Below are 22240 nucleotides of genomic sequence, written 5' to 3' on the forward strand. Positions count from 1 at the left end.
TAAAAACTTTACAATTAATTAACATTCTGTTAACCTTACTGTTTGGTATAGAACATACTTTTAATCTATTAATTTAGTCATAGTCTCAAATTCTCAAGAGCAGTGCTAAGAAAAAGATTAAATGAACATAGATAATACGGCCGATTTTTTAGAAAAGTTTGACTACAAGTACGAACGTAAAGGCAAAACCTTAACCATCATCATGGATTATAGTCATCGCATTTTCATGGATTTTAAAAATCCGAATAAGATTATAATCAAAGATGAATTAGTAACATGGAATTTTATTACTGGCGTTCTTAAAATGAGTATTAGAAGAGCTATTTTATTAAACCTCATGTGCAACATCGTTTTAAGTGCTATTATCGCCTTTTTCAACTTTAAAATTGGAATAACTGTTTTCTTCCTCCTAGCTTTATGGACCACCTATTGGTCGGTGACTCATATTTCAAAATATGAAAATCTAAAGCACATCTTAACACACGGCAATAATTCTGCCATGTACTCTATTGAATCGTAAACACAACCAGCTCAAAAAACATTCTCTCTCCTTCTATTACCTCTAGCAACCAAATACCCTCTATTTCACATAAAAAAAGAAACCGCTCAAAGCTATGGACTTTAAACGGTTTCAAACTAAATAACCAACCAAAAAAACTCTTATAAAACCCTTGAACTAACTCGCGGGTTATCTTTTCTTTCTTTTTTAAATTTACGTTTCTTCTCTTTTAAGACCGTTTTACCCGTTTTAGTATCTGTCGCTTTTATATATTGAATATAACCTCTACCGGCAAATCTATAAGTTGTATTAGTCGATGGCTGATACAACGAAATGGTCTCGTCATCTATAACGCGCAATTCAAAAAACTCATTGCCGTACTGATCATAATTTAATGTTAAAGTTTTTAAATAGAAATCATTAGCCACATCACCTACGCCATAAGCACCTGTATAATCCCAATAAACGCGATTTGGATTTAATCCTGTAGGGTCCTGGGAACTTTGGAACGTTTCATCATTTCCTCCAGCCAAAAAGCGTAAATAATTTTCGGCATCAAATGGATTAACAGCTCCTGTATTGCTAGTATATACTTTTTCCCAAGCTTCATAATCCTGTAAGAAATAATGAATGTTATCATAAAACACAAAATCATAATCAAAATTAGATCGTTGGTAGCCATCTAAAAAATAAGAAGTATTGTTATCGGGGTTATGTAATTCAATGCGATTATTAGAAATTTGATATACATCGTAGGTAGAAAAACCGTCGATATCATGGTCTACATCTAAAATCATTTCATAAGCATCGTAATAGCCAACATCAATTCCAAACCCATTGCCTGTTACACCAATACGAGCGATATTATTATTAGCGTAAAGCACCCCGTTACGAAATGACACAGTAAAAGCCTTTTGAAGCCAAGGCGTTTCACCATAGCCTAAGGTGGCATTAATATCGACATACCATAACTCGTAAGACCCTAATAACTGATTTAAAGAAATTCCAGGATCAATGTCCTCTCGTACACTATCACAGGACGTAAAAAAAACGCCACTTAATATAACTACTAAAAATAATTTTATCGCTTTCATATCTAAACAAGTTAAGGATTTCAAAACGATTAAATTCAAAACACGTGCCAAAATTACATAGGCTTAACCTCCAAAATCAACCGCATCATTATTTTTTTATGTATTTTTGACTCAGAAATTAGATAGAAATTTCATGGATAAACCATTAAAATACGCCGTTTTCGGAGCAGGAAGTTGGGCGACTGCCATTGTAAAAATGCTTTCTGAAAATTTAAATGAAATTGGTTGGTATATGCGTAGCGTTTATACGAAAGAACACCTTTTACGCGAACAACACAACCCCAATTACTTAAGTTCTGTAGAGTTTCATTTAGAACAACTCAAACTCAGTAATGATATTAATGAAATTGCCGAATATGCCGATGTCCTTATATTCGTAATACCATCAGCTTTTATACATAGTGAATTAGAAAAACTGAAAGTAGATATTTCTAACAAGATTATCGTTTCAGCTGTTAAAGGTATTATGCCTGAAACAGAGCTATTGGTTGGCGAGCATTTTCATGATATCTATCAAGTACCTTATGAAAACATAGCCGTTATTGCTGGTCCCTGTCATGCCGAGGAGGTCGCTTTAGAGCGTTTATCATACCTCACTATTTCTTGTGCCGACCAAAGTAAAGCCAAGGCCATAGCCAATAGTTTAAGCAGCGACTATATAAAAACAAAAATCACCGATGATGTCATTGGTGTGGAATATGCCGTAATGCTTAAAAACATTTACGCTATAGCTGCCGGAATTGCCCATGGTTTAGGTTACGGTGATAACTTCCAAAGTGTCCTGATGAGTAATGCGATTCGAGAAATGAAACGTTTCATTAAAAAAGTTCATAAAATGAAACGCAACATTAACAATTCGGCGTATTTGGGAGATTTACTGGTTACAGGATACTCTGTGTTTTCCCGAAATCGCATGTTTGGTAATATGATTGGTAAAGGTTATACCGTAAAATCGGCGCAAATGGAAATGAATATGGTTGCTGAAGGTTATTACGCCACTAAGAGTGCGCATGAACTCAACCTTAAAAACGCCAAAAAAACACAAATGCCTATCATAAATGCGGTTTACGAGATTTTATATGAAAATAAAAATCCGAAGAAAGTATTTACGAAACTTACCGAGAAATTAGATTAGCAAGATTCCTGCTATCGCAGGAATCGGTTATTTTACCAGCACACCTTTTACCGACATGAGCGGAACAGGCTGTAAAGCTTTCAAATTGATACTGTTTTTCCTAAACAAATACGTTTTATCATACATTTGATTACCTTCAAAAAAAGTCACTTTAAACGTGTTATTTAAAGCAAATAATTCTTCTTGCATCAGTTCTATTTTGGCGTAACTTTTTTTAGGTAGTACATCTATCTTCTTTCTAAAAACGGAAGTCGTTTTATTTTCAGAATACCCACTAGTTACAATAAGAACCATCTCCAAATCGACATCTTTATCATTTATGATGTAAGCGTTCCAATCTTGAGTTTTATAAATGTCGTTGTATTCGTTAACTACTGCTATGTAAACAGATTCAACTTTAGGGATTTTGATATCTTCTTTCATCTTGCAAAAATAATAAATCCGTTGTAGAAGATTCTATTTCATAGCGTTTGAAAAACAATTTTAAATACTATTCCAATACACCTTTAGATTTTAAACCTTCATTAAAAGGCAAATAAAAAAAGCAAGCCATCTAATAATGACTTGCTTCATAACACAATTAATGAATAATCAAAAAAATGTTAATTCAATCCACCACCAAGGGCTTTATATAAATTAACAATAGCTATCAATCGATCTAGTTTATTTTCAATACTTGTCAATTCTGAAGTTAATACACTTTGTCTGGCCACTAATAAATCTAAATAAGTGGCATAACCGTTATTTAATAATTCTTCGGAGTTCACTTCGGCACGTCGTAAAGCTTGCACCTGATTATCGAGGTATTCCAGTTTTTCCGTTTCGGCATTATAGGAATACAAAGCCTCCGAAACTTCTCGTCCTGCCACCAGCAACGTTTGCTTAAAATTTAACAAAGCTGTTTCTTGCTGAGCTTGAGCCACTTCATATTGGGTTCTAATTTTACGCTGATTAAATATAGGCTGGGTAATACCACCCACAATATTAGCAAACAAAGAATTAGTATTAAACCAGTTATCAAACTCTAAACTTTGAAAACCTCCTGAAGCGCTTAAGGTTAATGAAGGATAGAAATTAGTTAAAGCTACATTGGTTAATTCAAACGACTGAATGAACTGACTTTCGGCGGCTACAACATCCGGACGGTTTCTTAGCAACAAATAAGGAACACCTAATTTTATAGGCGTTGTTATATTTTGTGCATCTAACGTACTTCGCTCAAAATGTTGTGGTTCTCTAGCCAATAATATACTAAGGGCGTTTTCGGTTCTAAAAATCTCACGCTCAATATCAACCTGAATAGCTTTAGCATTATTATATAACGCAATGTTTTGATCGACCGCCACTTGAGTAACCTCGCCTGCATCTTTTAAAGCTTGAATTGTGACCACACTTTTTTCACGAGTGTCCACCGTTTCTTTAGTTACAACCAACTGCGCATCTAAAGCCACCAAGGTGTAATAGGTTGTGGCAATACTTTCAATTAATTTAGTTTTCACAGCTTGGTGTGCTGCTACACTTTTTAAATAACTTGCATGAAAAGCACGTTTGTTACTACGAATCTTTCCCCATATATCAGCTTCCCAAGACAGTGTAGCTACGGCTTCATACTGATTGATGGCACCGTTAAAAAAGCTACCAAACTGACTGTTTTTAGACAACTCTTGGTGCGTTAAAGAAGTTCCTGCACTTAAGGTAGGCAAATACCCAGCATTACCTTGTTTCATATAGGCTTCGCCTGCGATAATTTGCTGAATGGCGATACGGATATCTATATTTTTCGACAACCCCTCTTCAATATATTGTTGTAAATAAGGATCTGTAAAAACCTCTTTCCAAGAAACATCGGCCATCGATAAGCTATCTACGGGTAAGTTATCGGTTCTATACAAGCTGTCTGTTTCGGTTTCAATAACCTCTGGTCGCTCGTAGTTTTTAGCAACAAAACAACTTTGAAGTGTCAATGACACAACAACTAGAAGTAGTGCCCTATGTAAATATTTTGGTTCTTTAATCACTTTCATAATTAGTCTTCGGTTGTTTGAATTTGTGGTTTACTAGATACTTTTTCTTGTAACCATTGGAAAAATATGAACAAAATAGGTATAACAAATAGTCCCAATATGGTACCAATGAGCATACCCCCTGCTGCACCTGTTCCAATAGAATTGTTTCCCGCAGCACCAACACCTTTTGCTAACACCAATGGCATCAATCCTAAAATAAAGGCAAATGACGTCATTAAAATAGGACGTAAACGGGCTTTTGCACCATCTATCGCAGCATCAACTATAGTAGCCCCTTTTCGGCGGCGCTGCAAGGCAAACTCCACAATTAGAATCGCATTTTTAGCTAACAATCCAATAAGCATGATTAAGGCTATTTGAAAATAAATGTTGTTTTCTAAACCTAAAAACTTGGTGCTAATATATGCTCCAAAAACACCAAATGGTAATGAAAGCACCACAGCTAATGGCAAAATATAACTTTCATACTGGGCACATAATAAAAAGTATACAAACAAGATACTTAGTATAAAGATAAAAGTAGTTTGGTTTCCGGCATTAACCTCTTCTCTGGTTAAACCAGAGTAAGCGACTTCGTAATTATTAGGCAGTTTTGAAGCCTCCTCTTCAATCACACGGATGGCATCACCAGTACTAAAACCTGAATTGGTTGCACCAGTTAAGGTTGTTGAATTAGACAAATTAAAACGGGTTACCGATTGTGGCCCATAAACACGTTTTAAAGTAACAAACTGTGTGATGGGTGCCATCTCGTTATTATCCGTTCTAACATACATGCTATTTAACGAAGACACATCAGCCCTATCCTCTGGTAATGACTGAATGTATACACGGAACTGTTTCCCAAATCTAGAGAAATCGGAAGCATAAACCCCTCCAATATAACCTTGTAAAGTAGCAAAAATACTATTAATAGGCACCCCTTTTTCTTTAGCTAGCGGTACATTAACATCCATCTCATACTGCGGATATTTGGTATTAAAAGCCGATTGCGCATACTGGATTTCAGGATGCTTCATTAAAGCTCCTATAAACTCTTGGTTGGTTTTATCGAGCTCGGCAAAATCGCCTCCAAACTTATCTAACAAGTTGACTTCGAAACCAGCTGAGTTTCCAAAACCTTGAATACTTGGTGGTGCAAAGAAAATAATATTAGCCCCAGGAACGGTTGATGCAATTCCAAACAGTTTTCCAATGGTAGCCTGTGTAGAAAGCGACGGATCTTCTCGTTCAGACCAATCATCTAACTTTATAAAACCAATAGCGTAGTTACTACCTGAACCACTTAATAAGCTTCGTCCTCTAACAAAGGACACCCCTTCTACACCAGGTAAACCTTCTGTTTTACCATAGAGGTCTTGTATAATTTCGTTGGTTCTATCTAAAGAAGCTCCTGCTGGCAATTCGATATTGGCGAACACCATGCCGCGGTCTTCATTAGGCACAAACCCGGTAGGTGTTGTTTTAGAAGCCCAAATAATACCAACAGCCGCAATAATAACTAGCACAACCGATATCCATTTCTTTTTATATAAAAACTGAAGTGATTGTCCGTATCTATAAATTGTCGCATTAAAGCCACGATTAAAAAGAGTATAAAAACGTTGTAAGGCATTTTTATCTTTAAGAGCTTCCTCGTCATGAGACTTTAGAAGTAAGGCACATAAAGCGGGACTTAGCGTTAAGGCATTAACAGCAGAGATAAGAATGGCTATAATTAAGGTTACTCCAAACTGTTTATAAAATACCCCTGTTGGTCCTTGAATAAAGGTAACAGGAATAAATACAGCTGCCATAACGAGGGTAATAGAAATAATAGCTCCTGATATTTCATGCATGGCGTCGAGTGTTGCCTTTCTCGGGTTTTTCTCACCTTCATCTATCTTGGCATGAACAGCTTCAACAACAACAATAGCATCATCAACAACAATCCCAATTGCCAATACAATAGCAAATAGGGTTAATAAATTAATTGAAAACCCAAATACATTGAGGAAGAAAAAGGTTCCTACAATAGAAACGGGCACGGCTATAGCCGGAATTAATGTCGATCTAAAGTCCTGTAAAAAGATAAACACCACGAAGAAAACCAATAAAAAGGCTTCAAAAATGGTATGTACAACTTTTTCAATGGAAGCTCCTAAAAACAAACTGGTATCATAAGGCGTAAAAATATCTAACCCTTTAGGCAGATCCTTTTTAATTTGCACCATGGTTGTTTTTATGTTGTCGATAATTTCCTGAGCATTGGAACCTTTGGTTTGGTAAATCCCCATAAAAACAGCGGGCTTCCCTAAACTTTGCGCACCCGAGGAATAGGATTGCGCGTCTAATTCAATATCGGCCACATCTTCTAAGCGTAGAAATTCACCATTCCCTAGAGCTTTTATAATCATGTTGCTATACTGACTCTCATTTTTAAATCGTCCGCTGTATTTTACGATATATGAAAACGCTTCACCATTATTTTCTCCCAAAGCACCAGCAGCAGCCTCTAAATTTTGTTCTTGTAAAACGGCTGTAATGTCGGAAGGTATTAAATTATATGCGGCTAGTTTTTCTGGTTTCAACCAAATACGCATAGCGTAATCCTGTTGAGAGAACACATTCACATCACCAACACCATTAATACGTTGTAATTTAGGAATGACATTAATTTTTAAATAATTCTGAATAAAAGTGGCATCGTAATCATCGTTATCGGAATACAAGGAAGCAAACATCAATGCACTTGTTTGTTGCTTTTGGGTAGTTACACCAATTTGCTTCACCTCTTGAGGTAACAAAGAATTTGCTCTAGACACACGATTCTGAACGTTTACAGCAGCGATATCGGAATCCGTATTTTGATCAAAATAAACGGTAATATCGGCTGTCCCATTATTTGATGCAGTAGAGGTGATATAAGTCATCCCTTCAACACCATTAATCTGTTCTTCAATAGGAATGATAACACTTTCTAAAACCGTTTCGGCATTAGCTCCAGGATAGGAAGCCGAAACCTTAATGGTAGGAGGCGCAATATCTGGATACTGTTCAATAGGCAAGCTTGAAATACTTATTAACCCAAGCATGACAATAATAATAGAAATCACCGTAGACAGTACAGGTCTTTCAATAAATGTTTTTAACATGGATATAAGTTTCTAGTTCCTAAATAATTTTGCAATCGGCTTAACGGCCTTTTCAAAAGGGACCTCTTGAGGGGTAATGGCCATGTCGTTTCTTAGTTTCCCAACGCCAGACATCACAATTTTATCTCCCTTTTGCAGTCCAGATTCTACAACATATAAATGATCTATGGCCGCTTTAACTTCAATCATGGCTGTTGTAATCTTATTACCTTCTTGGAGTTTAAAAACCATAATATTCCCTTGTTGCTCGAAAGTCGCTTCTTGTGGAATCACGATATGATTTTCATAAACCGTTGGAATTTGAATCTTTCCACTATTTCCATTGGTTAATAACTGATTTGGATTATCAAAAACGGCCCTAAAACTTACCGTACCAGTATTCTGATTGATTTGTCCCGAACTAGTTTGAATCTGACCTTTTTCGGAATAAAGGGAACCATTAGCTAAAATTAAATTCACCTCGGCATAATTAGATAATTTTTCTTCTAAACTTTTACCTTCGGCATGTTCTAAAAAATCTAAATACTCGGTTTCATTTAAGCTAAAAAAGGCATACACTTGTTTAATATCACTAACCGTGGTAAGTGGTGTGGCATCATTCGGACTAATTAAAGCACCTTCTCTAAAGTTAATCCTTCCAACGTGTCCGTCAACTTGACTTCTTATAGTCGCGTATCCTATATTTGCAGCAATACTGCTATAATTAGCTTTGGCTTGAGCTAAATTGGCTTTAGCAGTTTCTAGCTGTACCGAACTAATAATATTCTTTTCCACCAAAGGAACTAATTTATCCACCTCAACTTGAGCCACATTAACGCGGGCTTTTGCAGCACCGGCATCTTCCGATAGAGCTTGCGTTTCAAGTTTAAAAAGCACTTGACCTTTTTTTACTTTCTGACCTTCGTCTACTAAAACCTTTTGAATATAACCAGCCGTTTTTGCTCTAACATCGCTGTTAATTACCCCCTCAATATTTGTAGGATACTCTTTAAAACCAGTAACTGTTTTTGTAGTTAATTGAATGATTGGAATAGATGGTGGTGGCGCTTGAGCTACTTCCTTTTTTTCTTGGTTACCACAGCCAACAACCGCGAGAAAGGCCGAAAAAAGGATTAATTTATAGGTGTGCTTTCTTTTCATATTACATTATTTGAGTTTGGATTGCGTTTTAATTATTTTCTCTTTTAAGTCGCTTATTGCAGACGTAGCGTTATCTATAAAATGAACAAAATCATGGTGTATGGTTAGATCAAATTTTTCTTCATGAGGCACTGTATCTAAAGCATTAATAGTCTTCTTATAATTCATTAATTCGGTGTGAATTTCTCGCTCTTCGGTCCAATTAAAAATCATCTCATCAATTTTTTGCAGAATGCTATTATCATTGATTTTAAAATACTTTTTGCGATCTCCTGTTTTAGTGAAGTATTCAATCTTTTTTAAATCTTGCAAATGATTGAGATTTGTAGAAATTGTGCTTTTACTGGCACATAAAACCTGAACGAGATTATCAAATGTAGTTCCAGATTTCCCAGTTAAAACTATATATGCAAAGATGCGAGCTGCTACGGGCGCTAACTGTTCTCGCTTCTCCAAAAACACCCCGAATTTCTCTACTAGGATCATTTTATCCTTACAAACATTATCGTTCATCATATACTATTTAAACTGCTGTCATGATTAATAACATTTATACGAAGCAGCAAAATTAAGCTACAAATATAATATTGGTTCGGAACAAACCGAACTAAAATAAAGTTAATAAAATGTTAAACAAAAAAAAGAGACTACCTTTTATAGATAGTCTCTTTTTTATTTTACTTTAACCAACCCATTATGAAACCGCTTTTAGTTTCTTTAATGTTGTTTTTGTTAATTTCTCTTCGGCATATGCCTTAGTAACATTCAACGTTTTTTCTTTACTACTTGGCAATTCAAACATCGCATCGGTTAATATTTCTTCACATAAAGAACGTAAACCTCTTGCTCCTAATTTATATTCGATAGCTTTATTTACGATAAAATCTAAAGCGCCATCAGTAATTGAAAACTCAATATCATCCATTGTAAACAACTTTTTATATTGCTTAATAATAGCATTTTTAGGTTGTGTAAGAATGGCTCTTAAAGTTTCTGCATCCAATGGATCCATATAAGTTAATACAGGTAAACGCCCAATAATTTCAGGAATTAAACCAAAATCCTTTAAGTCTTTTGGAATAATATATTGTAATAAGTGATCTTGATCAACGACATCTTCAGAAATGGATGCGCTATAACCAACCGCTTGCATATTCAAACGTTTAGAAATAACACGATCAATACCATCAAAAGCACCACCAGCGATAAATAAAATATTTTCAGTATTTACTTCAATAAATTTTTGATCTGGGTGTTTTCTTCCGCCTTTTGGTGGCACGTTAACTACAGTACCTTCTAAAAGTTTTAAAAGAGCTTGTTGCACCCCTTCACCAGACACATCTCGTGTTATGGAAGGATTATCACTCTTTCTTGCAATTTTATCAATTTCATCAATAAAAACAATACCCTTTTCTGCCTTTTCAAGATTATAATCGGCAGCTTGTAATAAGCGAGTTAAAATACTTTCTACATCTTCACCTACGTAACCAGCCTCTGTTAAAACTGTAGCATCGACTATAGCCAATGGTACATTTAACATTTTTGCAATGGTTTTAGCCATTAAGGTTTTTCCTGTACCTGTTTGACCAACCATCATGATATTACTCTTTTGGATTTCTATATCATCATTGGTAACCGGTTGTAATAAACGCTTGTAATGGTTATAAACAGCCACAGACATGACTTTTTTAGTCACATTTTGACCAATAATATATTCGTCTAAGAAATTCTTGATTTGTTGAGGTTTCCTTAGTTTTAATTCTGCAGATAAATCACTACTGTCACTTTGTTTCGATTCTTCCAAAACAATGCCATGCGCTTGCTCTATACAGCGATCACAAATGTGAGCATCTAGACCAGCTATAAGCAGATTTGTTTCTGGCTTTTTTCTACCACAAAACGAACATTCTAATTCTTCTTTTGCCATTAATTTTATTTTGAGAGGATTTCAAATTTCATAAACCCCTAGGTAACAATTATTTAAAATTACAAATTTTTATTTAATTACGGGCCAAAATCTCATCAATCATACCGTACTCCTTAGCTTTATCGGCTTTCATCCAGTAATCACGATCACTATCCTGATATACTTTGTCGTAATCCTGTCCTGAATGCTTACTAATGATTTGGTATAATTCCTCTTTTAAAGTTAAGATCTCTCTCGCTGTAATTTCAATATCACTAGCTTGACCTTGCGCACCACCTAAAGGCTGATGAATCATAACACGTGAATGTGTTAAGCCACTACGTTTCCCTTTAGCTCCTGCACATAAAAGTACAGCGCCCATAGACGCTGCCATTCCTGTACAAATCGTTGCCACATCCGGCTTAATAAACTGCATAGTATCGTAAATACCTAAACCAGCATATACACTTCCTCCTGGAGAGTTGATATAAATTTGAATGTCTTTATTAGCATCGGTGCTTTCTAAAAACAACAATTGTGCTTGCACAATATTAGCCACTTGATCGTTAATGCCTGTCCCTAAGAAAATGATTCTATCCATCATTAATCGAGAGAATACATCAAAAACAGCAATATTCATTTGGCGTTCTTCTATAATATTTGGAGTCAGATTTTGCGGGTACATACTACTAATAATTTTATCGTAATAGGTGCTGCTAATCCCTTGATCTTTTATCGCGAACTTTTCAAATTCTTTTGCGTAATCCATAGTTTTCTTTCTTATTATTTAATGTGATCTTGATTTTCAAACAAATACCATGAAAATCACTAAAATAAGCTTTTCGTTTAAAAAAAAGCGCTTAAACCTTCCGGTTTAAGCGCTTAAAGATAAACAATTATTCTTTTATTTATTTGTCACCGTAAACTTCTTTAACAAAGTTTTCGTAACTCAATTCCTTTACTTTAAGATTTGCTTTTTCTTTGTAAACAGCTAATAACTTTTGGCTGATTAACTGCTCAGAAATACGACGTGCTTCATCTTGGTTTCCAAGCACACGTGCTGCGATATCTTCTAACTCTTTATCTGAAGGGTTCAATTGACCAAATTGAGCCATTTGCCCTTTAATCATTTCTTTAGCATGATTTTTAATATCGTCCATTGTTACTTGAACGTCATTATCGGTAATTAATTTTCCTTCAATTAATTGGTAACGCAAACCTTTTTCAGATTTCTCATACTCTTCTTTAGCTTGATCGGCATCAATTTCTTTTTCACCTGCAGTTTGCATCCACTTTGTTAAGAACTCAGCTGGTAAATCGAATTTTGTGTTTTCAACTAAATATTCAGTAACGTCGTTTAATAACTTTTGATCGGCTTGTTGAGCAAATTGTTTTTCGGCGTCTTCCTTGATTTTAGCTTTTAACTCATCAACAGATTTTACTTCACCTTCACCAAAAAGTTTATCAAAAAGCTCTTGATCTAAATCAGCTAACTCACGTTCGTTAATTTCAGTAATGGTAAAGTTTACTTCAATATCTAAACCATGAACATCATCATGACTTAATTTTAAAGCATGCATAAGTTCGTGATCATCATCATAAAGACCTTTAGTTTTTAAAGTAATAACATCACCTACTTTAGCCCCTACAAATTGTTTTGCAGTAGCTTTACCTTTGAATTTATCTAAAGTTAAAGTTACCGTATTATCGATTTCTTTTTCTTCGTTAGTAAAAGTTCCTGTGATTTCACTGTCTTTTTCAACAGTATCTTGAGATACTAATTTCCCGTATTGCTTTTGAATACGCTCAATTTGCTCGTCGATCATTTTATCATCAGCAACGATATTATATTGAGTAATCGCTTTTTTTCCTTTTAACTCTACGTCAAATTCTGGTGCAAGCCCTAATTCAAATTCAAATGAAAAGTTATCAGCATCCCAATCAATACCTTCTTGAGCTTTAGGTAATGGTTGCCCTAATACATCTAATTTTTCTTCAGTTAAATATTTGTTTAAAGCGTCTTGTAATAATTTATTCACTTCATCAACCAAAACAGCTTTTCCGTACTGTTTTTTAACCATGCCCATTGGCACATGTCCTTTTCTAAAACCTGGAATGTTTGCTGTTTTACGGTAATCTGATAAGATTTTCTCAACTTTATCACTATAGTCTTCTTTAGCGATATCCACTTTAACAACAGCATTTAATGCATCAACGTTTTCTCTTGTAATATTCATTTTAAATGATATAAAGCCTTAAATTAGGCATTTAACAATAAGGTTTTTTGTAAAACCTAAAATTAATAGATCCCCGAATTAACGAGCCTGATAATTTCAATGGAAAACTCTAAGAGTGAATACACGTAGAGTTTGTGCTACTAAAATCGGGATGCAAAAATAATATATTTTTATATCCTGACAAAGTTTTTAAGAGCTTGATTTTTAGAGTGATTTAATCCTCTTTTATAAGCGAATGGAGTATAGATTCTAGAATAGACAATAGAATACTAAATATAATAGCAGTCCAAATACCATTTACATGAAACCCACTAGTAAGATTACTTGCCAGAAGTATAATTATAGCATTGATAACAAGTAAAAATAAGCCTAAGGTAAAAATCGTTATCGGTAAAGTAAAAATTACCAAAATGGGCTTCACAAAAAGATTTAACACTGCTAAAATAACCGAAACTATAAGCGCTGTAGTATAACCATCAACAGTGACACCAGATAAAAAATTTGCCAATAGAAACACGGCAGCAGCAGTTAATAACCATTTTAGAATAAGTTTCATGATTTTAGAATTTAAATTCCTACAATTTACACAAACTTCATCACTTCAGCATAAAAATCTTTTGGATTTTCAGCATGTAACCAGTGACCTGCGTTAGAAATCGTAACGATATTTGCTTTAGGGAAATGTGTTTTAATAATACGCTCATCACCTACACCTATATATTCTGAGCGATCGCCACGTAAAAATAAGGTATCACCACCATATGTCGCATGACTTGGCAAGGCCTCACCTACTTCGGCAACTTCATTTTGAAGCACCTCTAAGTTAATACGTAAACCCAACTGTCCTTTTTCAACCCAATACAAGTTTTTAAGTAGAAATTGTCTGGTTCCTAAATCCTTAACGTAGTCACTTAAAACCTTATCTACTTGTCCGCGACTCTTAACTTCATCAAACTTAATAGCGCTTAATCCGTTTAAAATAGCGTCGTGATGCACCGGGTAAAACCTAGGCGATATATCGGCAACAATTAATTTAGACACCAATTCTGGGTAAAGTGTAGAAAACATCATAGCTGTTTTTCCGCCCATAGAGTGCCCAAGAAGTACGATATCTTGTAAATTATAGTGTTCGCAATAAAATTTTAGGTCCTCAGCAAGTACTTCATAGCTAAATGCATCATCGTGAAAACTACGTCCATGATTACGCTGATCAACTAAGTGTACTTCATATCCTGCCTCGCTAAACTGCATCCCTAAGGTTTTCCAGTTATCGCTCATACCTAAAAATCCGTGTAAAATAACAAAAGGCTTTCCTTCACCTATAACTGTTGAATGTAATAGCATTATTTAAGTTTGTTTAAATACATTTGAATAACGTTTTCTACCCCTAAATACAAACTTTCGGTAATTAAGGCATGACCTATAGAAACTTCCAATAAATTAGGAATTTCGTCCTTAAAAAATTTAATATTTTCTAAAGACAAATCGTGTCCAGCGTTGATTCCTAAATCAAGTTCATTGGCCAATTGAGCGCTTTCAAAATAAGGTTTGATTGCTGATTTATTTCCTAAACTATATTGATGTGCAAAAGCCTCGGTATATAATTCAATACGATCGGTTCCTGTAAGTTTAGCGCCTTCAATTTGCTTTAAAACAGGATCGACAAAAATAGACGTTCGAATGCCATTATTTTTAAATTCCTGAATCACATCAATTAAAAAGTCTTTATGTTTAATCGTATCCCAACCAGCATTACTAGTTATGGCATCAACCGCATCCGGCACGAGTGTAACCTGTGTTGGCTTAACTTCAAGAACCAAATTCATAAAGGACTCTACAGGGTTTCCTTCAATGTTATATTCGGTGTACACCTCTGGTTTTAAATCGCGTGCATCTTGATATCTAATATGCCTTTCATCTGGTCTAGGGTGAATAGTAATCCCTTCGGCCCCAAAACGCTGTGCGTCTTTTGCAAAACCTACCACATTAGGTACATCGCCACCACGTGAATTTCTTAACGTTGCTATCTTATTGATGTTAACACTTAACTTTGTCATAAATCCGTTTTAAAAAGCAAAAATACAAAGTAGAACAGCCTATCATACTTTTTTTTTGATTAATTTGCAGTCCAATTCAACAGGAATTATGAAACTCTCAGAATATATTATAAACGATATAAAGCCTTTGGACATAGAGAGCAAGGTGAGTGATTTGCAGTTGCTTTTCAACCAGCTAACCTTTTCTCATATCCCTGTTAGTGATGAGAACAATGCTTTTATTGGCAGTTTTTCTGAAGCCGATGCCTATTGTTTTGAGAAAACTAAATCCTTAACGGAGTACAAATATTCTATTGAAGGTTTTTTTGTTCAAGACACCACATTATGGTTGGATGTTTTAGAGGCTTTTGCCAAAAACTCTACCAATATAATGCCGGTGCTAAACGATAAAAATGAGTATTTGGGCTACTACGAGCTTAACGATATTATTAGTTTGTTTAGTGACTCTCCATTTTTCACGGAGTCTGGCGGTGTTTTAGTGATTGAAAAAGGCACAAACGACTACTCGTTTAGTGAAATCAGTCAGATTGTTGAATCTAATGGCGGTAAAATACTCGGGGCTTTTATCTCTAGAATGAGCAGTGATTTAGCCCAAATTACTCTCAAAATTGGACAAACAGATATTACAGACGTTATTCAAACATTTAGAAGATACAGCTATAATATCGTATCTGGACATGAACAAGATGGGTATATTGAAACCCTAAAAGAGCGTTCAGATTATTTAAAAAAATACTTAAACATATAATATATGAAAGTTGCCGTTTTCGGACGATTTTACAATAAAAACACATCTGTTTCAGTAGAAAGATTATTCAATTATCTCTTGAAAAAAAACATCGATGCCTATATCGAAACCCATTTTTTCAACCTTATAAGAGAAAATTCCGCTCAAATAAACGATTTCAGCTCCTTTAAAACCTTTGACACCCTAGATACGTCCTTCGATTTTTTAGTAAGTATTGGAGGTGACGGCACCATTTTAAGAGCGATTACTTTTGTGAAAGATATTGACATTCCAATTATTGGTATCAATACAGGACGCCTTGGATTTTTAGCCACCATTCAAGTCGATGTGATTGAAAACGCCATGCAAAATATTATTGATGGCAATTACAAAATATCGGAGCGTAGTTTATTAGCTGTGGAAACAACACCGAAAAATAAAGATATTAGCGCGATGAATTTTGCGCTCAATGAAGTTGCGGTTAGCAGAAAAAACACCACATCCATGATTACCGTGGAAACCCATTTGGATGGCGAATATTTAACCTCCTATTGGAGTGACGGATTAATTTTATCAACACCAACAGGCTCAACAGGATATTCCTTAAGCTGTGGCGGCCCCGTAATTACACCTAGCACCAACAGCTTTGTATTAACACCCATCGCCCCTCATAATTTAAGTGCCCGCCCTCTAATTATACCAGATTCTACCGAAGTCCACCTTAGGGTTAGCGGTCGTGAAGAAAACCATTTAGTATCTTTAGATTCGAGAATTGCCACACTTGATAACGGGACTTTGATAAAAATTAAAAAAGCCGATTTCAAAATAAAAATGATTGATCTTCTAGACGAAAGCTTCCTAATTACTTTAAGAAAAAAACTACTTTGGGGAGAAGACAAACGCAACAACTAACCTAACTATCTACACTTATAAAAGCAATAATTATAAAGAAATGCTGTTTTACACTAAGACTATTTAGTTCAATGTACTACAAACTAATCTTATTTATTATATTTGCAAACTTTTGAATTTTTATGAGGCATTTAACCCTATTGATAATAAGCATTTTAAGCATCCATTTTTGTGAAGCACAAATTCATGAAATTGGTGGTTTTGCAGGAGGCAGTAATTTAATTGGTGATGTTGGTTCTACGGAATATATCGCGCCAAACGCCCCAGCACTGGGTCTCCTATACCGATGGAACAGAAGCACCAGACACTCTTGGAGAGCATCGATTATCTATTCCGATTTAAAAGCATACGACTCTAAATCAGAAGACCCGAGACGTATTCAACGCGATTATGACTTTGATTCTAACCTATTAGAAATCTCTGCTGGAATGGAATTCACCTTTTTAGATTTCGATTTACATTCCGGAAAAAAAGAATTTACACCTTACCTCTATAGTGGTATTAGCACGGTACGTTATGGCAATTACTATTTTATTAATGGAAGTCAAACTTCAGAAAACAAATCAAGTTGGGATTTTGCTATCCCCATGGCCATAGGTGTTAAAGCCAAAATAGTTGGAAATTTTGTTGTTGGTATAGAAGTAGGTGCTCGCTATACATTTACCGATGAAATTGATGGCAGTATGCCGAGTTCCGACAATTTACAGCAATACCAATTTGGAAATATAAACAATAACGACTGGTACATGTTTTCTGGGCTTACCCTAACCTATACGTTTGGACAAAACCCATGTTATTGTGTGAAATAAAAATGGATTTAAAAAATAATATAATACCCGACGCTTTACCAAAACATATTGCCATAATTATGGATGGCAATGGTCGTTGGGCGAAGCAAAAAGGTATGATTCGTGCTTTTGGACATGAAAATGGCACAAAAACAGTAAGAAAAACCGTAGAAGCTTGTGCCGAACTTGGCATAGAAAACCTCACGCTTTATGCCTTTTCTACAGAAAACTGGAATCGCCCAAAGCTAGAGGTTAAAGCGCTTATGAAACTTTTAGTGTCATCGTTAACAAAAGAATTAAAGACCCTTCAAAAAAATAATATCAAACTTTCTGCTATAGGCTGTCTAAAAACCCTACCTAAAAAAGTTTTTGAAGAGCTTTCATCTGCTATTGAATCAACCAAAGATAACACACGAATGACTCTTACTCTTGCACTTAGCTATGGCTCAAGAGATGAAATAGTAAACGCAGTAAAAGAAATTAGCAATAAAGTTAAAAATAATATAATTTCGCCCGAAAATATTGATGAATCAATTATTAATGAGCATCTTTACACGCAAAATTTGCCAGATGTAGATTTACTTATCAGAACCAGCGGAGAACAACGCATAAGTAACTTCTTGTTGTGGCAAATTGCGTACGCCGAATTACATTTTACAAGTGTGCTATGGCCAGATTTTACCAGACAACATTTGTATGAAGCTATTATTGAATATCAAAAAAGAGAACGACGATTTGGGAAAACCAGCGACCAACTTAGTTAATACACCTTCTGTATTAACACTTTTGAAATATTGTACCTCTATAATTCTTTTTATAGGCAGCTTTATTATTGAAGCACAAAACCCTAACACAAAGTATACACTTGGCGAGATATCTGTAGAAGGAAATACAACCTTTAGCGAGCAAACCATTATCACATATTCCGGTTTAAGTAAAGGCAAAGAAATATACATTCCTGGAGAAGAAATTAGTAACGCCATTAAGAAACTTTGGAACTCTAAACTTTTTAACGACATTGAAGTTTATGTTACCAATATAGAAGGTAACGTTGTGACGCTACAAATTAGGCTTTCTGATTTACCTCAGCTTAACGAACTTAGAATTAACGGTGTTAAAAAAGGGAAGCAAGACGAAATTATTAAAGAAAACAACCTTAATAAAGGTGTAAAGGTTACTGAAAACTTAATTACTACAACCAAAAACTTCCTTACAAAAAAATATAAAAAGGACGGTTATTATAATACCAAAGTACACATAAACACTATTGAAGTTAAAGATTCTATTGATACGCAACGCGTGAATATGGTATTAAACATCGACAGGGGTGCCAAAGTGAAAATTAAAGATATTACATTTAATGGCAATGAGGTTTTAGAGGATAAAAAACTTCGTGCTAGTATGAAAAGCACGAAAAAAAGAAATCGTTTACGCATTTGGAAACGCTCTAAATTTATCGACTCTGCGTATCAAGCCGATTTAGGTCATGTTATTGACACGTATAAGAAAAATGGTTATAGAGATGCCCGAATTATATCGGACAGCCTTATCGTTAACGACGATAAAACCATATCACTTCAAATTAATGTTACCGAAGGAGAACAATATAAATTTGGGGAAATCAATTTTATTGGAAATACTGTTTACAGTGACTTATATTTAAAACGATTACTACGAATTAACAAAGGCGATGTTTATAACAGCATCCTTTTACAGGAACGTATTGCTGACAATTCCAAGCCAGATGCTTTCGATATTACCAACCAGTATCAAAATAACGGGTATTTATTCTCAAGTATCAACTCGGTAGAGGTGAATGTTGAAAACCATGTTATTGATACTGAAATTAGAATTTCTGAAGGAAAACCAGCCTATTTCAACAATGTAAGTGTTGTTGGAAACGACAAAACAAACGATCACGTTATCTATCGAGAAATACGTACACGTCCGGGAGAATTATATAGTAAAGCTAATGTGGTTCGTACAGTGAGAGAGCTTGGACAGTTAGGGTTCTTTGATGCCCAAGAGTTAACGCCAAACTTCCTAAACCCAAATCCTGTTGAGGGCTCTATAGATATGGAATACTCGGTTAAGGAAACAGGATCTAGTCAAATTGAATTACAAGGTGGCTACGGTGGTGGTGGATTTATTGGTACTTTAGGACTATCCTTTAATAACTTTTCTATAAAAGATATCTTTAAAAAGGACGCCTATAAACCAATCCCTATGGGTGATGGTCAAAAACTAGCACTTCGTTTACAAGCCAGTCAGTTTTACCAAACCTACAGTTTTTCGTTCTCAGAACCTTGGTTAGGTGGTAAAAAGCCTGTACAATTTTCGGCTTCTTTATCGCATACGAAACAGTTCGGACAGAATCCATTCACTTACGAGGTAGATAAGAGCAGAAGTTTTAACATTACAGGTATCACTTTTGGTTTAGCAAAACGTTTAAGTGTTCCAGATGATTTCTTTACACTTTCTCAAGCTATTGGTTACCAACGTTATGATTTGAACAACTACAACACAGGACTTTTTGAGTTTGGTGACGGCTACTCGAACAACCTTTCGTACACTATTGGACTTAGTAGAAATAACACTAGCGTAGATCCTATTTATCCAACAGGAGGATCGAGTTACTCGGTAAGTGCTAAACTTACTTTACCATATTCACTCTTTAACAATGTGGATTATGAAGCATTAAAAATTGAACGTGAAGAAAATGATATCATTAGAAATCTACCTGATACACAGCCTGACGAAGTTCTAGCTGCCAACGAAAGAATCTCTGAAATAGACCAAGAACGTTACAAGTGGCTAGAATTTTACAAAATAAAGTTTAAAGCAGAATGGTTTACACAAATTGCTAAAGATTTAGTCTTAAGACCAAGCACAGAATTTGGGTTCCTAGGAGCCTACAATAATGATAGAGGAGTTATTCCTTTTGAGCGTTTCTTCGTTGGTGGTGATGGTTTAGGGAATTACAGTTTAGACGGTAGGGAAACTATCCAATTACGTGGTTACCCAAACAATTCTTTATCTGGCCAAGACGGAGGTACTATTTACAATAAGTTTTCATTAGAATTACGTTACCCAATAACATTAAAAGCCTCGGCTAAAATATTTGCTTTAGGTTTTGCCGAAGCTGGAGCCTCCTATGATAGTTTTAGAGATTATAATCCTTTCGATTTAAATCGATCAGCTGGTGTAGGACTAAGAATTTTCATGCCTGCATTTGGATTATTAGGCATTGATTTTGGTTATGGATTTGATCCAATTCCAGGAACAACAGTAAGTAATGGATGGGAAACACATTTTATTATTGGGCAACAATTTTAAAAACTTAATTTATTGTGGCACGATATTTTCTAATAACACTTTAATGTTTTGCATGGGAATTAAAATTTTTAAGATTATATTTCGTTAATTTTGAAGATTGTATTTTAAAAGGCGTCCTTGTTTACCCTTTTAAAACTTTAAAACCAAACACTAAACATTAACCAAATGAAACGAGCCTTGTTAAAAAACACAACATTTAAAAATGACATTATAAGCCCGTTATTTGTTACCCAAATTAGAAACATGTTGACAAATCATAAAAGCAACGTTCTTTTTTTACTGATATTAATTTTTACGGCATGTTTTAATTTACATGCGCAGCGTGGGGTTAGAATAGGCTATATTGATACCGAATATATTTTAGAAAATGTACCCGAATATCAAGAAGCCACGAAACAGTTAAACCAAAAAGCTGAGAAATGGAAAAATGAAATCCATGAAAAGTTGCAAGCTGTTGAACAAAAAAGAAAAGACCTAACCACTGAAAAGGTTCTTTTAACGGAAGAACTAATTCATGAACGCGAAGAAGACATCGATTTTGAAGAAAGTGAAATTTTAGACTACCAACAAAAACGATTTGGTCCAAACGGTGATTTGTTCATTCAAAGAAAGCAATTAATGCAACCGATACAAGATCAAATTTTTTCGGCAGTTCAAGATATCGCAGAAGGTAAAAAATATGATTTTATTTTCGATAAATCTTCGGATGCCACTATGTTATTCTCGGCAAAACGTTATGATTTAAGCGAGCAGATTTTAAGAAGTATTTCAAGAACTGCAAAAAGAAATCAAGCACAAAACCGAACAGAGCGTAAAGCGGCCGAAGAAGAAGAACTGGTTCCGGAAATAAATGAGGAACTTGAAGCTCGTGAAAGTGCTGCCGAAGCTCGAAAACGAGAAGTTTTGGCTGCTAGGGAAGCAAAAAAACAAGAAGCTCTAGAAAGACGTCAGAAAATCATTGAAGAGCGAGAACGTGAACGTCAAGCCAAGTTAGATGCTAGAAACGGTGTTACACCACAAGAAGAAGGTGAAGTCGGTGATGACATTGAAGAATCTGGAGAAACTGCTAAGGAAAATGCACCTGAAACCAAAACTAGAGAACAACTCATAGAAGAAAACAGACAAAAGAAACTCGCCGATCGCGAAGCTAGAAAAAAAGAATTAGAAGAAAGAAAACGTAAAATATTAGAAGAGCGCCAACGCGCAAGAGACAGTATAAACCAAAACAAATAATCAATTTATAACACA

At 35.0% G+C, this 22240-nt stretch carries 20 protein-coding genes; 8 read left to right on the forward strand and 12 right to left on the reverse strand.

The window, feature by feature from the left end:
• Positions 1–121 precede the first annotated feature (121 nt).
• Positions 122–520 carry a hypothetical protein gene (locus A6I66_RS01825; RefSeq protein WP_067145015.1) on the forward strand — a complete coding sequence of 133 codons (399 nt, stop codon included), beginning with the start codon at positions 122–124 and terminating at the stop codon, positions 518–520.
• A 140-nt stretch (positions 521–660) separates the two neighbouring features.
• Here the strand turns inward: A6I66_RS01825 and A6I66_RS01830 are convergent, their stop codons facing one another.
• Positions 661–1593, reverse strand: coding sequence for a nicotinic acid mononucleotide adenyltransferase (locus A6I66_RS01830; RefSeq protein WP_067145016.1), 933 nt, complete (start codon positions 1591–1593; stop codon positions 661–663).
• A 133-nt stretch (positions 1594–1726) separates the two neighbouring features.
• On the opposite strand from A6I66_RS01830, the gene A6I66_RS01835 reads away from it, so the two are divergent.
• Positions 1727–2728 (forward strand): NAD(P)H-dependent glycerol-3-phosphate dehydrogenase, encoded by a 1002-nt coding sequence (locus A6I66_RS01835; protein WP_067145017.1) that lies wholly within the window; start codon positions 1727–1729, stop codon positions 2726–2728.
• A gap of 27 nt (positions 2729–2755) precedes the next feature.
• On the opposite strand, the gene A6I66_RS01840 is transcribed toward A6I66_RS01835, so the two are convergent.
• From A6I66_RS01840 to A6I66_RS01890, 11 genes are all read right to left on the reverse strand, one after another.
• Positions 2756–3151, reverse strand: coding sequence for a hypothetical protein (locus A6I66_RS01840; RefSeq protein ID WP_067145018.1), 396 nt, complete (start codon positions 3149–3151; stop codon positions 2756–2758).
• Between the two features lie 179 nt (positions 3152–3330).
• A complete protein-coding gene (locus tag A6I66_RS01845) occupies positions 3331–4752 on the reverse strand; it encodes an efflux transporter outer membrane subunit (protein WP_067145019.1) in 1422 nt (473 codons plus the stop codon).
• A 2-nt stretch (positions 4753–4754) separates the two neighbouring features.
• A complete protein-coding gene (locus A6I66_RS01850) occupies positions 4755–7889 on the reverse strand; it encodes an efflux RND transporter permease subunit (RefSeq protein ID WP_067145020.1) in 3135 nt (1044 codons plus the stop codon).
• 12 nt (positions 7890–7901) lie between these two features.
• A complete protein-coding gene (locus A6I66_RS01855; RefSeq protein WP_067145021.1) occupies positions 7902–9029 on the reverse strand; it encodes an efflux RND transporter periplasmic adaptor subunit in 1128 nt (375 codons plus the stop codon).
• 6 nt (positions 9030–9035) lie between these two features.
• Complete coding sequence (locus A6I66_RS01860) at positions 9036–9545, reverse strand: GbsR/MarR family transcriptional regulator (protein WP_317047656.1); 510 nt, start codon at positions 9543–9545, stop codon at positions 9036–9038.
• Positions 9546–9723: 178 nt separating this feature from the next.
• Positions 9724–10956, reverse strand: a complete 1233-nt coding sequence (gene clpX, locus A6I66_RS01865) for an ATP-dependent Clp protease ATP-binding subunit ClpX (protein ID WP_067145022.1) — start codon at positions 10954–10956, stop codon at positions 9724–9726.
• A gap of 73 nt (positions 10957–11029) precedes the next feature.
• On the reverse strand, positions 11030–11704 hold the full coding sequence (gene clpP / locus A6I66_RS01870) for an ATP-dependent Clp endopeptidase proteolytic subunit ClpP (RefSeq protein WP_067145023.1): 675 nt from the start codon (positions 11702–11704) through the stop codon (positions 11030–11032).
• A gap of 139 nt (positions 11705–11843) precedes the next feature.
• Positions 11844–13172 (reverse strand): trigger factor, encoded by a 1329-nt coding sequence (tig, locus tag A6I66_RS01875; RefSeq protein WP_067145024.1) that lies wholly within the window; start codon positions 13170–13172, stop codon positions 11844–11846.
• Positions 13173–13386: 214 nt separating this feature from the next.
• Complete coding sequence (locus A6I66_RS01880; protein WP_067145025.1) at positions 13387–13728, reverse strand: phage holin family protein; 342 nt, start codon at positions 13726–13728, stop codon at positions 13387–13389.
• Positions 13729–13754: 26 nt separating this feature from the next.
• Positions 13755–14516, reverse strand: coding sequence for an alpha/beta fold hydrolase (locus A6I66_RS01885; protein WP_067145026.1), 762 nt, complete (start codon positions 14514–14516; stop codon positions 13755–13757).
• Entirely contained in the window at positions 14516–15229 is a 714-nt protein-coding gene (locus A6I66_RS01890; RefSeq protein ID WP_067145027.1) for a pyridoxine 5'-phosphate synthase, read from the reverse strand. The genes A6I66_RS01885 and A6I66_RS01890 overlap by 1 nt, the downstream gene beginning before the upstream one ends.
• A gap of 88 nt (positions 15230–15317) precedes the next feature.
• Here A6I66_RS01890 and A6I66_RS01895 point away from each other — a divergent pair, with 88 nt between their 5' ends.
• The 6 genes from A6I66_RS01895 to A6I66_RS01920 all read left to right on the forward strand — a co-directional run bounded on the left by A6I66_RS01895 (position 15318) and on the right by A6I66_RS01920 (position 22225).
• The gene (locus tag A6I66_RS01895) at positions 15318–15977 is read left to right on the forward strand and encodes a CBS domain-containing protein (RefSeq protein WP_067145028.1); all 660 of its coding nucleotides are present in this window, start codon (positions 15318–15320) and stop codon (positions 15975–15977) included.
• A 3-nt stretch (positions 15978–15980) separates the two neighbouring features.
• Positions 15981–16868, forward strand: a complete 888-nt coding sequence (locus A6I66_RS01900) for an NAD kinase (protein WP_067145029.1) — start codon at positions 15981–15983, stop codon at positions 16866–16868.
• Between the two features lie 122 nt (positions 16869–16990).
• A complete protein-coding gene (gene porG / locus A6I66_RS01905; protein WP_067145030.1) occupies positions 16991–17677 on the forward strand; it encodes a type IX secretion system protein PorG in 687 nt (228 codons plus the stop codon).
• A gap of 2 nt (positions 17678–17679) precedes the next feature.
• Entirely contained in the window at positions 17680–18420 is a 741-nt protein-coding gene (locus A6I66_RS01910) for an isoprenyl transferase (RefSeq protein ID WP_067145031.1), read from the forward strand.
• Positions 18353–20992 (forward strand): BamA/OMP85 family outer membrane protein, encoded by a 2640-nt coding sequence (locus A6I66_RS01915; RefSeq protein WP_067145032.1) that lies wholly within the window; start codon positions 18353–18355, stop codon positions 20990–20992. The genes A6I66_RS01910 and A6I66_RS01915 overlap by 68 nt, the downstream gene beginning before the upstream one ends.
• A gap of 165 nt (positions 20993–21157) precedes the next feature.
• Positions 21158–22225, forward strand: coding sequence for an OmpH family outer membrane protein (locus A6I66_RS01920; RefSeq protein ID WP_245683413.1), 1068 nt, complete (start codon positions 21158–21160; stop codon positions 22223–22225).
• Positions 22226–22240: the final 15 nt, after the last annotated feature.

It is taken from the genome of Pseudotamlana agarivorans (genome assembly GCF_001642835.1).
Lineage (GTDB): Bacteria > Bacteroidota > Bacteroidia > Flavobacteriales > Flavobacteriaceae > Pseudotamlana > Pseudotamlana agarivorans.

Excerpts from the sequence above, each read along its gene's own strand:
- A6I66_RS01825 (WP_067145015.1), top strand. The coding sequence starts at position 122 with ATGAACATAGATAATACGGCCGATTTTTTAGAAAAGTTTGACTACAAG.
- A6I66_RS01830 (WP_067145016.1), bottom strand. The coding sequence starts at position 1,593 with ATGAAAGCGATAAAATTATTTTTAGTAGTTATATTAAGTGGCGTTTTT.
- A6I66_RS01835 (WP_067145017.1), top strand. The coding sequence starts at position 1,727 with ATGGATAAACCATTAAAATACGCCGTTTTCGGAGCAGGAAGTTGGGCG.
- A6I66_RS01840 (WP_067145018.1), bottom strand. The coding sequence starts at position 3,151 with ATGAAAGAAGATATCAAAATCCCTAAAGTTGAATCTGTTTACATAGCA.
- A6I66_RS01845 (WP_067145019.1), bottom strand. The coding sequence starts at position 4,752 with ATGAAAGTGATTAAAGAACCAAAATATTTACATAGGGCACTACTTCTA.
- A6I66_RS01850 (WP_067145020.1), bottom strand. The coding sequence starts at position 7,889 with ATGTTAAAAACATTTATTGAAAGACCTGTACTGTCTACGGTGATTTCT.
- A6I66_RS01855 (WP_067145021.1), bottom strand. The coding sequence starts at position 9,029 with ATGAAAAGAAAGCACACCTATAAATTAATCCTTTTTTCGGCCTTTCTC.
- A6I66_RS01860 (WP_317047656.1), bottom strand. The coding sequence starts at position 9,545 with ATGATGAACGATAATGTTTGTAAGGATAAAATGATCCTAGTAGAGAAA.
- clpX (WP_067145022.1), bottom strand. The coding sequence starts at position 10,956 with ATGGCAAAAGAAGAATTAGAATGTTCGTTTTGTGGTAGAAAAAAGCCA.
- clpP (WP_067145023.1), bottom strand. The coding sequence starts at position 11,704 with ATGGATTACGCAAAAGAATTTGAAAAGTTCGCGATAAAAGATCAAGGG.
- tig (WP_067145024.1), bottom strand. The coding sequence starts at position 13,172 with ATGAATATTACAAGAGAAAACGTTGATGCATTAAATGCTGTTGTTAAA.
- A6I66_RS01880 (WP_067145025.1), bottom strand. The coding sequence starts at position 13,728 with ATGAAACTTATTCTAAAATGGTTATTAACTGCTGCTGCCGTGTTTCTA.
- A6I66_RS01885 (WP_067145026.1), bottom strand. The coding sequence starts at position 14,516 with ATGCTATTACATTCAACAGTTATAGGTGAAGGAAAGCCTTTTGTTATT.
- A6I66_RS01890 (WP_067145027.1), bottom strand. The coding sequence starts at position 15,229 with ATGACAAAGTTAAGTGTTAACATCAATAAGATAGCAACGTTAAGAAAT.
- A6I66_RS01895 (WP_067145028.1), top strand. The coding sequence starts at position 15,318 with ATGAAACTCTCAGAATATATTATAAACGATATAAAGCCTTTGGACATA.
- A6I66_RS01900 (WP_067145029.1), top strand. The coding sequence starts at position 15,981 with ATGAAAGTTGCCGTTTTCGGACGATTTTACAATAAAAACACATCTGTT.
- porG (WP_067145030.1), top strand. The coding sequence starts at position 16,991 with ATGAGGCATTTAACCCTATTGATAATAAGCATTTTAAGCATCCATTTT.
- A6I66_RS01910 (WP_067145031.1), top strand. The coding sequence starts at position 17,680 with ATGGATTTAAAAAATAATATAATACCCGACGCTTTACCAAAACATATT.
- A6I66_RS01915 (WP_067145032.1), top strand. The coding sequence starts at position 18,353 with ATGAAGCTATTATTGAATATCAAAAAAGAGAACGACGATTTGGGAAAA.
- A6I66_RS01920 (WP_245683413.1), top strand. The coding sequence starts at position 21,158 with ATGAAACGAGCCTTGTTAAAAAACACAACATTTAAAAATGACATTATA.